This is a genomic window from Endozoicomonas sp. SESOKO2 (assembly GCF_024606245.1).
GTDB lineage: Bacteria > Pseudomonadota > Gammaproteobacteria > Pseudomonadales > Endozoicomonadaceae > Endozoicomonas_A.
In genome coordinates this window covers 1-12,900 of sequence record NZ_JAHHPQ010000312.1, presented here as the reverse complement: position 1 = coordinate 12,900, position 12,900 = coordinate 1, and the positions used below count along the sequence as shown (strand labels likewise).

Here is a 12,900-nt window from a genome sequence, read left to right as displayed (position 1 = left end):
GACCAATTTATTGCAACCGCAGTAGGACAGCCTTAAGTCCGACAGGCTGCTAGGGATTCAGCTTCCCCATCGAGATGAACAGGATAAAATAGCCAGCTGTCTGATGTCTATCGACCAAAAAATCGACGCCGTAGCCCGGCAAATAAAAACCATGGAAACCTTTAAAAAAGGCCTGTTGCAAAAAATGTTTGTCTAGAATGAGGTGTTTGTATAACAGCCTTCTACCTGAAAAAGCCATGAGGACACCCGATGAGTGAAGATATTCGCTGGATTCAACGCTTCGACAATTTTCAGCGTTCTACCAAGCAGATGGAAAACATTTTTGAGATTATGGATCGGAGGCCGCTCTCAGAGTTGGAGCGGCAGGGATTGATAAAGGCGTTTGAGTATAACTATGAACTGGCCTGGAATGTCGTCAAGGACTTTTATGAGTACCAGGGTGTTGCAGGTATTATGGGCAGTCGGGATGCGTTTCGTCAGGCGTTCAAGAGAGGACTTGTCAGTGATGGCAAGGTGTGGATGGATATGGTCGAAGATCGGATTAAAACCGTTCACACCTACCACGAAGAGGTGGCTGAAGAGGTTTTGCGGCATATCATTGATCATTACTTTTCAGCCTTGGTGGGATTGAGAAATACATTACTGGAGTGGTTAAAGAATCATGAATAAGGAGTTCGGGCTCCCTTGCGAAGACGTGTTACGTATTCGCAAGGCTCTGTTTCAGTTTCCTTTAGTGAATAAAGCTACTCTCTACGGTTCCAGGGTCAGGGGTAATTATCGTCCTGGTTCCGATATTGACCTGACCCTGGATATCAGTCCTGAGTGGACTACATCGGAAAAGAGTTATGAAGCTTACAAACTGCTGCTGGATGTGAGCGGAGTGCTTGATGACCTGAACCTGCCCTGGCTATTCGACATTTCTTTTCACCATCAAATTGACAATCCCAACTTGCTCGACCACATTCAACGGGTCGGCGTGGAATTCTACACCCCTGCAGCTTTTGCTGCCCAGCAGGAAAATGCCGAAAAGAAAAAACAATACTCTCAAGCGGCGACCCAGAGCGAGGCGCAATTGGAAGAAAACCTGATCAAGCGCCTGACCGGTCTCGGTTATGACCGGGTCGCCATCACCAGCATTGATGAATTAAAAGCCAATCTCAAGACTCAGTTAGAGAAACACAATAAGGTTGAATTGACTGAGGGCGAATTCAGGAAGGTGGTGAACCATCTCGACCAGGGCAGCGTCTTTGAGCGTGCCAAAACCCTGCGGGATAAAATGCAACTGACCCGTGACGATGGCTCTTCGCTTTATCTGGAGTTTCTGAATACCGAGCATTGGTGCCAGAATGAGTATCAAGTCACTCACCAGGTCACGGTTGAGGGTACTTATAAAAACCGTTACGACGTCACCCTGCTGATTAACGGCCTGCCTCTGGTGCAAATCGAGCTGAAACGCCGTGGCATGGAACTGAAGGAAGCGTTTAACCAGATTAACCGTTATCAGCGCCACTCCTTCTGGGCAGAAAGTGGTTTGTTCCAGTATGTGCAGTTGTTTGTGATTTCCAATGGTGTCAACACCAAGTACTATGCAAACAATCGAAAACAATCTTTCAAGCAAACCTTCTTCTGGACGGATAAAGACAACAACAAGACGACTGATCTGGAACTTTTTGCAGATGAGTTTCTGGAGAAGTGTCATCTTTCCAAGATGATCAGCCAATATATTGTGCTCCATGAGTCCGACAAGATTCTGATGGTTCTGCGCCCCTATCAGTACTATGCGGTGGAGGCCATTGTTGACCGTGTGGAGAACACGCGCAAGTTCGGTTATATCTGGCATACCACTGGCTCTGGCAAAACCCTGACCAGCTTTAAAGCTGCTCAAATTCTTACGGCTCTGCCGAAGGTGGATAAAGTGGTTTTTGTGGTCGACAGGGCCGATCTGGACTATCAAACCACTCGTGAGTTTAATCATTTCAGCAAAGGCAGCGTCGATGGCACTGTCAATACTCGTTCGCTGGTTCGACAAATAGCGGGTGATAACGGACTGATTGTTACTACCCTGCAAAAGCTCAATACCGCTATCAAAAAAACAAAGCATCAAGCGGCTATGGAGGCTTTACGGGACAAACGCATCGTCTTTATTTTTGACGAGTGCCATCGTTCTCAGTTTGGTGATACCCACAAAAATATTGTGAACTTTTTCACCGGGGCACAAATGTTCGGCTTCACGGGTACTCCGATATTCAAAGAAAACGCTACTATCAACGAACACGGCAAGCGCACCACAGACGACCTGTTTGAAAAAGCACTGCATAAGTACGTGATTACCAACGCTATCGCTGACGATAACGTTCTTAAGTTTTCCATTGAGTATTGGGGTCAGTTTGTTCAGAAGAGTGATAGCGGCACTGGTGAATGTTTTGATGAGAAAGTCACCGGCATCAATACCAAAGAGGTATTTGATGATCCTGTCAGGATAGAAAAGAATGTCGATTGGATTATTGAGAACCATCATCGTAAAACCCACAACAAGTCGTTCTCAGCCATGTTGTGTGTCAGCAGCGTTGATGCCCTGATAGCCTACTACGAGACGTTCAGACGCAAGCGTGAAGCTGGGATGCATGATTTACGGGTTGTGACTATTTTCACCTATGGCACCAATGAGGATGATGCCGACGCTAATGGGCTGATTGGAGATCCTGACTTCGAAGCTTTTGATAACAAGAACAGGCAAGGCGGTGAAAACAAACACAGCCGGGAAAAGCTGGAAGCGTTTATTGCTGATTACAACGCACTCTACAAAACCAGTCACAGCGCAAGGGATAGCAGTGCTTTTTACGCTTACTACAAAGACATCGCCAAGCGCATGAAGGAACGGGACAGGGAAACTTTTCAGGACAAGGATCGTGCCGATATTCTGTTGGTGGTGAATATGTTCCTGACCGGGTTTGACGCCAAAAAGCTCAACACCCTGTATGTCGATAAAAATCTTAAATATCATGGTTTGTTGCAGGCTTATTCCCGAACTAACCGAACGCTGAGCGAGCTGAAGTCCCAAGGCAATATTGTTTGTTTCCGCCCTTTGAAAAAGAATACCGATGATGCCATCCAGCTTTTCTCCAATACCGATGCAGACGGCACCATTTTTGTAGAGCCTTACGATCGGTATACAGAGTTATTCAATCAGGGCGTTCTGGAACTCATGGTGATTGCTCCGACACCTCAGGATGTGGATGCCCTCATCAGCGAAGATGACCAGCTGAAATTTGTCAGGGCTTTCCGTAAGCTCATCCGTATGCTTAATGTGCTTAAGTCTTTTACAGAGTTCAATTTTGTGGATCTCGATTTAGACGAGCAAACCTTTGAGGACTACAAGAGTAAATATCTGGATATTTATGACCGTACTCGTTCTGACAGGGAAGCAGGGGTCTCGATTATTGATGAAGTCGATTTCGAACTGGAGCTGATTCAACGGGACGAAATCAATGTTACCTACATCCTCAGGCTCCTGGCTGATCTGCAAGGATCAAAAGACGCTTCATCTAAAGAGTTTGAGCAAAAGAAAAAAGGCATCATCGATTTAATGAATAATGAAGTTCAGCTTCGCAGCAAGCGGGAGCTGATTGAGAAGTTCATCAATGACTGTATGCCAGACCTCACAGCTGAAGACGAGATAGAGGAAGTCTTTGACCGATTCTGGAGTGAGGAGCGTAAACAGGCTGTTAAGGGCTTGTGCTCCGCGGAAAACCTGAATCAACACGCCCTTTACCAGATGATGGAGGATTATCAGTTCACTGGCAAAGAGCCACTGCGGGAAAGGGTTTTTTCTGCCCTGTCCGTCAAGCCGAAGTTGCTTGAACGAAAAGCTATTTTTGAGCGTATAGTCGGTCGATTTAAAGAAATTATCCGCATTTTTGATGAAGACATTGGTGACTTGCCGTAAAACCCAAGCTTTTGTTTTGCAATTTATTGGATTGCCGGTATGATATGGCGCCTTTATTAAAGCCTTGGTATCTGGTCGCAAGATGCTGAGGTATTCCTTTGGAGAAAGAAAATGTCTGAAGCTATCGCTCTGAGCGCTGTTGTACGCAAGGACGTAGGGAAAGGTGCGAGCCGCCGCCTGCGTCGTGCAGAACGGGTACCTGCCGTTATTTATGGTGGCGAGCAGGAACCCGCGCAAATTACTCTGGAAGCCCGTGCTATCCGTAAGGCACTGGAATCCGAATCTTTCTACTCCCAGATTGTTACCCTGGACGTAGAAGGTGCTTCCCAGCAGGTTATCCTGAAGGACCTGCAGCGTCATCCGGCAAAAGACTTTGCTATGCACCTGGATTTCCTGCGTGTTGACGCTGCTCACGCGGTAACCACTCACATCCCGCTGCACTTCCTGAACGAAGACAGCTGTGTAGGTGTGAAAGCCGGTGGCGCTATCACTCACGCTCGTGTTGAAGTAGAAGTTAAATGTCTGCCTGCTGACCTGCCTGAATTCATCGAAGTTGATATGGCGGATGTTGAGTTGGGTGGTCACATCCACCTGACTGACCTGACCATGCCTGCAGGTGTTGAGCTGGTTGCTCTGCAGCAGGGTGAAGGCCACGATCTGGACGTTGCTTCTGTTCAGTCTACCCGTGGCGGTAAAGAAGAAGCTGAAGAAGCAGCTTCTGAAGAAGAAGGCGGCGAAGAGTAATCAGCTTTTTTTATGGTTCGGGGCTGTATATGCAGCTCAGGGCTATGGAGGATGTTATGGCGAAGGATCACTCGATCAGGCTGGTTGTCGGACTCGGCAACCCTGGTGCTCAATACGATGATACTCGCCATAATGCCGGCTTCTGGTACGTGGAGCAGTTGGCCCGGGCCTACGGTACCAGCTTGCAGCCCGAGAAGAAATTTTTTGGTTTAGCTGCCCGCGTTACCATCGGTGGACAGGATGTCCGTCTGCTAAACCCGACCACATTCATGAATCGCAGTGGTCAGGCGGTGGGTGCGATCAGCACCTTTTTCAAGATTCCTTCCCAATCTATTCTTGTTGTTCACGATGAGCTGGATCTGCCTGCTGGTATCGGTCGTCTGAAGCAGGGCGGTGGGCACGGTGGACATAACGGTCTTCGGGACATTATTTCAGCATTGGGAAATAATAAAGACTTTCTGCGTTTGCGTCTGGGTATTGGTCATCCGGGCGAGAGTAAGGAGGTGGTTAATTATGTGCTGAACAAGCCTTCCGTGGCGGATCGTCAAAAGATCGACTCGGTGATCGACGAAGCCATCCGCATCTCTCCAGAAGCCTTCAATGGTGCTCGTGCCAAGGCCGTTCAAGAGTTACATACCTTTAAAGCCTGATTTTACGATGGCTTGATATCCAGTTTGGGGATTGGCCAGTACTCTCTGTCATTGCGCATGTTTTCTCCCCGTTTCAAAGCCTGATCCACCAGTTTACAGATCAGGATGTCAAAGGGTATTCCTGCGTGTCTGGCACCGTCTGGAAACAGGCTGGTGGGTGTCATTCCCGGCAGGTTGTTCAGTTCTGCAAATACCGGCTCTCCTGATTCCGGAACGATAAAGTCAGAACGACTCAAGTCCTGACAGCCTAAAATCTGGTGTGCCTTGAGTGCAATCTGTTGAACTTTCCGACACTGATCCTCCGAAATTCTGGCGGGGATCACATGATCACTGAGGCCCGGTGTATAGCGGTGAACATAGTCATACCAGGCACCATCTGGTGTGGTAATTTCGGTAACGGGCAAAACCTGGTAGTCGTCATCCAGATGGAGAACGCCGGCAGTGATTTCCCGACCGGTGACAAACTCTTCGACCAGGAGTTTTTCATCCATTTGCAGGCCGGTTCTCAGTTTACTCATCAGGTCTTCATAGCCCACGGCAAACTGGATACCGATACCGGAACCCTGCCCCGATGGTTTGATGATGACCTTATGTCCAAGGGATTCGATACAGTCGAGGGTGGCGTCTTCACAGTTCTCATTACGATAGACGACTCTGTCCTTAGCCATAGGGATGCCGACAGATTGAAGCAGGCGTTTGGTAACCACCTTATCCAGAGAGCAGGCGCTTGCCAGGGCTCCGGAACCCACATAAGGAATGCCCATAATATCCAGCAGCCCTTGCAGGCGGCCATCTTCGCCGTAGGGGCCATGGGCGACAGGAAAGGCAACGTCAACCTGTTGGGCTACGAGTTGTTCCGGAAGTGTTTCGTCGAGTTCCAAATGGACAGCTCTCCCATAATGTTCTTCCAGGCAGGGGGTGATACGGTTTGCCGAGAGTCTGGAAACATCTGCTTCCGGAGACAGGCCTCCACAGATGATGGCAATCGTTTTACTTTTGTCGGGCATTCGTCTAATGGCTTCAGTTTGGGCTGTGATCAGTCAAGCCTAGTACATAAGCCAAATCTGACCAGTCTGGTTTATGAGTCCATTTAGAGTCTGTCTCTGTCTGGTTTTATCCTGAGCCATTTAAAAAATTCCGGTGTCGCCTGCTTGAGCCAGAGAAGCTGGTATTTCAGGGTTAGATTTAGCCAGCCTCTATCACGATACTTTCTTGCGCTGGTGCCCAGTCTGGTCCGACAGGGGTGGAGGTGGATCTTGTTTTGCCGGGCTTTCCAGACAAATACATGATCTTCGCCGTAGCCAGTGTTGGTAGGATAGCCCTTCAGGTTTAGAAACTGTGTCCTGCTAATGCAAAACCCTTGATCTCCATAAGGACACCCCAGAACATTGGAGCGGAATCTGGCTCCCCATTCGTTGATGGATAACCGGAGGGTATGCTTGTCGTAAAACCAGAGATCAAAATAAAACAATCGTTCTGGATGCTGATTAATGGCATTCAATAAACTCTGAACGTTTCCTTTGTTCAGTATTGTGTCTGCATGCAAAAACCAGAGGTAGTCACCTGTGGCTTCTCGAGCTCCTGCGTTGAGCTGGCAGGCACGTCCTTGTTCTGCAGTGCACCAAAACCATTTGAGATGAAGCAAAAGGGGTGGAAGTTGATCCAGTTTGGCAGGGCGCTGCTGGTCCTTATAGCCAACGAGGATAATCTCGCTGCCAGCTGGAAGCAGGCTAAATTGTTCAAGAAGAACCGGCCATTCTGGCTCACCGGGACCCAGAGGCACGATTACTGTTATGCTGGACATGACTATTTTTGCAATACTTCGAGCAATGCTTTTTGTTCCTGACCCAAGTTGTTCTCAGGGGAGAGTAGTGCTGATTTCAGTGCGCTCCTGCAGTTGCATTGGGTGTTGTCGTGAGGCGTTTCTTGTTGTTGTTTCAGATACTGTCTTAACAACTCTCTGGCCAGTGCCAGGCTTCTGTCGTATCTGGCAACGATCTGCTCAACACTGGCGTGGGCTGAAGGATCGTCCTTCCAGCAGTCATAATCGGTGGCAATGGCGATGGTTGTATAACAGAGTTGAGCTTCTCTCGCCAGAAACGCTTCAGGCACATTGGTCATGCCCACAACGTCGCACTGAGCGGCATTTTTCAGGAACAGGCTTTCTGCACGACTACCCAGCCTGGGACCGTCAACGCAGGCATAGGTTTTCTCTTTGTGCAGTCCTATCTCTGCTGAGTTAGCAGCGCTGAGCAGCTGTTCTGATTGATGATGACAGCTCGGTAGTGCAGTGGAGACGTGAGCGACAAGACCGTTACCGAAAAAGCTTTTTTCCCGCTGTCCTTTTACAAAGTCGAAGTACTGACTGACCAGAGATAATTCACCAGGCGCAATTTCCTCCTGCAGGCTGCCCACCGCAGAAAGGCCTATTACCCGAGTCGCCCCCAGACTTTTTAATGCCCAGATATTGGCTCGATAATTGACTTCATGGGGCAAGAGTTCGTGGCCACTTCCATGTCTGGGCAAGAACAACAGCTTTTGTTGATTAAAAAGACCTGTCGTTATTGTACCTGAATGAGAGCCGTAAGGTGTTTCAATCTTCTGCTCATTCAATACCTCAAGTCCATCGAGTTTATAGATGCCTGTTCCGCCAATCACTGCCAGCATAATGTTTCCTTTTCATTGTGGTGAATTAATCAGACAACTGTTGGATCTGGTCGGGAAGCTGATTTACCCACACTCTGATCTCGTCTCTTACACGACGGTAAATTGCCAACGATTCTTCTTCTGTTTTCACCGATTTAGCCAGTCGGGGAGGGTCATCGAAACGTTTGAGTATGATCTGCCCCTCTTTGGGCGTTGGGCAGGTTTTATGGGCGTGATCACAAACGGTGATAATAAAGTCGAAATGTTTCTGATTCAGATCTTCAAGGGTCTGCGACAGCTGTTGGCTGATATCAATGCCCGCTTCCTGCATGACCCTGACTGCGGATGGATTGAGCCCGTGGGCTTCCAGTCCAGCGGAGAAGGTCTCATAGCCTGAAGGGAGCAGGTTTCTGGCCCAGCCTTCCGCCATCTGGCTGCGGCAGGAGTTACCTGTGCAGAGGAACAGTATCCGGGTTTTATCCATCATAAATTCCTTTTGATGTATTGATGATTAGAGTTCGCTGCAGGAAGAACCGAAAGCAAAACAGCTGTAACAGCGGTGGTGTTTCATACTGATGGTTTGAGTCAGGCTCGTTCGTAAATTTTTCCCCAGGTTGTACTCGCTATCGTCATCCACCAGTGTGCAGGCATAAACCTGCATCTGCCCATTCTGTTTGACCATCATTTTGGAAAACGCGCACATAAATTGACGACGACTCTCTTCTGTCTGGTAGCGGGTCATACAGTCTGTGCTGACATGGGGGACATCCGGTAAAGAACCGGGTGGCAGGAAATCCGGAAAGGCCACTTGTTTCATATTGACCGGCAAACCGTTCAGTTCAAAAAGATCCCTGAAGGCCTGCTCAACCTCTGCAGTGTTTTCGTCTGCTTGCATATGTCTGGCGACTGATACGTTAAAGCCCTTTTCATGGAGTAATTTCAGTCCTGAAAGAGCGGTGGCAAAACTGTCTTTACCCCGTCCTGCGTCATGCTGTTCAGCGTTTGGGTGGTCCAGGCTGACTCTCAGGGAAATGGAGTAAGGGTTATCACTCAAACGGGCCAGTTCATCGAGCCTTTTGATCATGGGTGTTGTGCCGTTGGTCAGAACCAGGCAGGGGCGATGCTGAGAGGCGTAGTCCAGAATCCGGATAATGTCTTTGATGACAAAAGGCTCACCTCCGGTAAGTGAGAACTGTTCAACACCCAGCTCAAGTGCTTCATCAATATATGGTTTTACTTCTTTGAGAGTGGGGGCATCCAGCCTCTTGCTGGCCGGACTTGAACCTTCCAGACAAAAGCTACAGGAAAGATTGCAGCGGGTTCCGGTATGAAACCAAAGCTCTTTCAATTGATGAGGTTTGATATAGCCTCTGGGGCTGCCATCAGGCGTAAAGTGCCAATTCTGGCTTTTAGCGTTTGGAGGTGTATCGGTTAGCAGCATGATCCATTACTTCCTGTGTTCTCATTGGTCGAAGATGAGAAGGGCAATGAAATTCCGCAGTCATCAAAAATGCCATAGTGGGTGCTGAAGTTGCCAATGAATTCAAAGTGTTCACGGAATCTTGTGTCGTGCAACATTCTCCAGGTGTTGCCGCAAACCGGGAAAACCTTGCCTTGGGTAATGGGATGATGTCCATCCAGATAGAAGGTGTCGGGGTGGTGATCAATCGTGCCTTTATAGATCACAGCCTGCCCATAATCCTCACAATGACTTTCCAGTTCTGGTAGTTTGAACAATCGATAAGTCGCAGAGAAAAACCGGATGTTACCTACTCTGGCTTCTATCTCACTATTATTGATGGTGACAGGCTTGTCTTCCACAAGCCTGGGATCCGTGAAACCGGCCTTTTTAGCCAGATTCAAAAAGTCATTCCAATAAAGAGCGCCACTCAGACATTCTCCATAAAGAACCGGATCATTAACCAGTTCAGCGGGAATGCGGCGATCAGAATAGACGTCAGAGAAGTAGAGTTCGCCGCCTGATTTTAGCAGACGCCAGGCTTCCCTGAGTACCGCTTCCTTGTCCGGAGAAAGGTTGATTACGCAGTTTGAAATGATCATGTCGAAGCTGTTTTCTTCAAGGCTCAGTTGATCCAGCTTCTCAATATAGCCTTTAAGGAACTCTGTGTTGGCTTTTGAATAGCCGAATTTTTCCCGGTGGTATTCGACATGTCGGTTGGCTATGGCAAGCTGTTCGTCTGTCATGTCGACACCGACGACATAACCCTGCTCTCCTACCATCTGAGCCAGAGCATAACAGTCACGACCCGATCCGGAGCCAAGATCCAGTATTCTGGCGCCCTGTAGTTGCTCAGGGCAGACCAGTCCGCAGCCGTAATAATGGCTCAGAACCTCGTCATGTATGTTGGCAAGAGCGCTTTTCAGATGGCCTGGCATGGCTGTATCTGTGCAGCAGGCATTGGTCTGGAGGTCGTTGCTGCCCTGAAGGGTCTTGCCATAGTAATTCTGTACTGTTTCATGCATGAGGGGTGTCTCCTTGTTTGAAAACAGTTCTAATGTGTTTTGCCAGTGCCCTTCGGGCAGGTCGGTTGTCACTATTCAGTTCGGGGAAAACTCCGAGCAAATCCTCTGAATGATCAACATCCTGACCAGAAAGAGCATAGCCGACGGATAAGCATGATTGACGACAAAGTTTGGCCAGTGAAGCTTCCAGAGATTCTGTGCTCCAGGGCAGGTTTGAAAGGTCAGGCCAATGAGTTCGGTTTGCCATGATGGTGACACCGCCATCACTGGCCTTGCTGAATACTGTGTCGTATGTCTTGAGTCTTTGTGCTGCGTCCGAGAGGTGCCTGAAGCTGAGTGTCGGAGAGTCACTGCCGATATAGATGAGGCTTTCTTTTCCCTGGCGTCTCAGTTCATTGTCGATGTGATTCAGTCTCGCACCGAGGTTACCTGAGCCTTGGGGTACTATCAGGGCGTGCTCGTCTTCCAGAAGCTGACTGGCCCAGACACAGTCGCTTTCATGAGAGGGGGCAATTACCTTTTGGCCTGGCCACTCTGATAAATCTTCCAGCGCGCAAGCAAGCAGGTGTTGAGCAACAGTCAGAGCCTCTTCAGTCCCTATGTCAGCAGCGAGACGCTGTTTTCCCTGACGTAAGGTTGGTTTCTTGCACACAAGTATTAATGTTGTCTTTTGTATCAGATTAAGTTCGTGGCCCATCATTATTCTTTGATTTAGATTTGGCTGATGTGAACGAAAGAGCGAGATTCCCGTCTGCTATTGCATACCTATACTGCAGAAACTGTGATTTGGATTCATGGCTCTGGTTATTTTTTCAAAGCTTTCTGTGAGATTGTCTGCATGCCAGCTGCTGTTATGCTGACGTAGGAATCTCGTTAGTTTGGGTTAGTATAAATCCGGGAGCAACAGTCAGGCATAATACTGGTGTCAATTCAGGTCGGGCTTTATAATCGTTCCCCAAATTTTTTGAATTTCCCCTGGTAACTTTTTATGGGCTTTAAATGTGGCATCGTTGGTCTGCCCAACGTCGGCAAATCAACACTGTTCAATGCTTTGACCAAGGCAGGGATTGATGCAGAAAACTTTCCTTTCTGTACTATTGAACCAAATTCGGGTGTCGTGGCTATGCCCGATCCTCGTCTGAACAGGCTGGCTGAAATTGTTAAGCCTGAGCGTGTGTTGCCCACTACTATGGAATTTGTCGATATTGCTGGCCTGGTAGAAGGTGCCTCCAAGGGTGAAGGTTTGGGCAACAAATTCCTGGCTAATATTCGTGAGACAGATGCTATTGCCCACGTGGTTCGTTGCTTTGAGAATGACAACGTTATCCATGTGGCCAACAAGATCGATCCGGCGGCGGATATTGGCATTATCAATATCGAGCTGGCCATGGCCGACCTGGAAAGTTGTGAAAAGCAGCTGCAGCGTGTAACCCGTGTAGCCAAGAGTGGCGACAAGGATGCAAAAGCCCAGAAAGCCCTGCTGGAAAGAATTGTTCCTCATCTGGAAGAGGGTCGTCCTGTTCGTTCTCTGGATATGACTGACGAAGAGCAAAAGCTGACTAAAACCTTCCATCTTCTTACTACGAAACCCACCATGTACATTGCCAACGTCGATGAAGATGGCTTTGAAGATAATCCTTACCTTGATGTTGTCCGTGACATTGCTCAGAGCGAGGGTTCCGTTGTAGTGACTGTCTGCAACAAGCTGGAAGCTGAGATCGCTGAACTCGAAGACGAAGAGCGGGATGAATTTCTGGCCGATCTGGGTATGGAAGAGCCGGGCCTGGATCGTGTGATTCGTGGTGGTTATGAACTGCTTGGACTGCAGACTTACTTCACTGCGGGAGTTAAAGAGGTTCGCGCCTGGACCGTGAAGATCGGTGCCACGGCACCTCAGGCCGCAGGTGTGATCCACACTGACTTTGAGCGTGGATTTATTCGTGCTGAAGTGACGGCTTATGATGAGTTCGTTCAGTACAACGGTGAGCAGGGTGCCAAGGAAGCCGGTCGTTTGAGAGTTGAAGGCAAGGACTATATCGTTAAAGATGGCGATGTGATGCATTTTCGTTTCAACGTCTGATTCAAGCGGGGCGGCTTGTTCAGTTAGCCCTGTCTTTTATATCGGGTGTTGTCAGCATATAACGTTCTGGAAAGAGCTATTGAATGTTGCTATTGACATTGATCTTATTCAGACAGGTGTGAATGGATGCGCTGACCGTGCGTTTCGAGAAAATGAAAGGATTTTGAATAAGGCAAAATTCAGTGTCTTTAAAAATACGAAACAGCGATAGGGGTTTTCTGAAGGTGCCCAAAAAAGCCGCTTAAACAGTTGACAGGACAGTGTTAAATCCTGACAATGCGCACCATCTTTCGGCGGCTAGGTAGCTCAGTTGGTTAGAGCACAGCACTCATAATGCTGGGGTCGGCAGT

At 48.4% G+C, this 12,900-nt stretch carries 12 protein-coding genes; 5 read left to right on the top strand and 7 right to left on the bottom strand.

Features of this window, described 5'->3' with window-relative positions; translation table 11 throughout:
* The first annotated feature begins 249 nt into the window (after nt 1–249).
* From KDK17_RS07175 to pth, 4 genes are all read left to right on the top strand, one after another.
* Complete coding sequence (locus tag KDK17_RS07175) at nt 250–669, top strand: nucleotidyltransferase substrate binding protein (protein WP_257253290.1); 420 nt, start codon at nt 250–252, stop codon at nt 667–669.
* Nucleotides 662–3,946: an HsdR family type I site-specific deoxyribonuclease gene (locus KDK17_RS07170; RefSeq protein ID WP_257287711.1), complete on the top strand. Its 3,285-nt coding sequence runs from the start codon at nt 662–664 to the stop codon at nt 3,944–3,946. The genes KDK17_RS07175 and KDK17_RS07170 overlap by 8 nt, the downstream gene beginning before the upstream one ends.
* Before the next feature lie 111 nt (nt 3,947–4,057).
* On the top strand, nt 4,058–4,690 hold the full coding sequence (locus tag KDK17_RS07165) for a 50S ribosomal protein L25/general stress protein Ctc (RefSeq protein ID WP_257255437.1): 633 nt from the start codon (nt 4,058–4,060) through the stop codon (nt 4,688–4,690).
* A 56-nt stretch (nt 4,691–4,746) separates the two neighbouring features.
* Nucleotides 4,747–5,340, top strand: a complete 594-nt coding sequence (gene pth / locus KDK17_RS07160) for an aminoacyl-tRNA hydrolase (protein ID WP_257255436.1) — start codon at nt 4,747–4,749, stop codon at nt 5,338–5,340.
* A gap of 2 nt (nt 5,341–5,342) precedes the next feature.
* Here the strand turns inward: pth and KDK17_RS07155 are convergent, their stop codons facing one another.
* The 7 genes from KDK17_RS07155 to KDK17_RS07125 all read right to left on the bottom strand — a co-directional run bounded on the left by KDK17_RS07155 (nt 5,343) and on the right by KDK17_RS07125 (nt 11,170).
* On the bottom strand, nt 5,343–6,347 hold the full coding sequence (locus KDK17_RS07155) for a D-alanine--D-alanine ligase (protein WP_257287709.1): 1,005 nt from the start codon (nt 6,345–6,347) through the stop codon (nt 5,343–5,345).
* An 83-nt stretch (nt 6,348–6,430) separates the two neighbouring features.
* Nucleotides 6,431–7,144 (bottom strand): glycosyltransferase, encoded by a 714-nt coding sequence (locus tag KDK17_RS07150; protein ID WP_257287708.1) that lies wholly within the window; start codon nt 7,142–7,144, stop codon nt 6,431–6,433.
* A gap of 2 nt (nt 7,145–7,146) precedes the next feature.
* Nucleotides 7,147–8,007: an MTAP family purine nucleoside phosphorylase gene (locus KDK17_RS07145; RefSeq protein ID WP_257255497.1), complete on the bottom strand. Its 861-nt coding sequence runs from the start codon at nt 8,005–8,007 to the stop codon at nt 7,147–7,149.
* Between the two features lie 25 nt (nt 8,008–8,032).
* Nucleotides 8,033–8,473, bottom strand: coding sequence for an arsenate reductase ArsC (locus KDK17_RS07140; RefSeq protein ID WP_257255498.1), 441 nt, complete (start codon nt 8,471–8,473; stop codon nt 8,033–8,035).
* A 24-nt stretch (nt 8,474–8,497) separates the two neighbouring features.
* Entirely contained in the window at nt 8,498–9,427 is a 930-nt protein-coding gene (locus KDK17_RS07135; protein WP_257287707.1) for a radical SAM protein, read from the bottom strand.
* Nucleotides 9,418–10,470: a methyltransferase domain-containing protein gene (locus KDK17_RS07130; RefSeq protein ID WP_257255500.1), complete on the bottom strand. Its 1,053-nt coding sequence runs from the start codon at nt 10,468–10,470 to the stop codon at nt 9,418–9,420. Before KDK17_RS07130 ends, KDK17_RS07135 begins: the two co-directional genes overlap by 10 nt.
* Entirely contained in the window at nt 10,463–11,170 is a 708-nt protein-coding gene (locus KDK17_RS07125; protein WP_257255501.1) for a DUF2064 domain-containing protein, read from the bottom strand. Before KDK17_RS07125 ends, KDK17_RS07130 begins: the two co-directional genes overlap by 8 nt.
* Nucleotides 11,171–11,458: 288 nt before the next feature.
* Here KDK17_RS07125 and ychF point away from each other — a divergent pair, with 288 nt between their 5' ends.
* Entirely contained in the window at nt 11,459–12,550 is a 1,092-nt protein-coding gene (ychF, locus tag KDK17_RS07120) for a redox-regulated ATPase YchF (RefSeq protein ID WP_257255502.1), read from the top strand.
* Nucleotides 12,551–12,900: the final 350 nt, after the last annotated feature.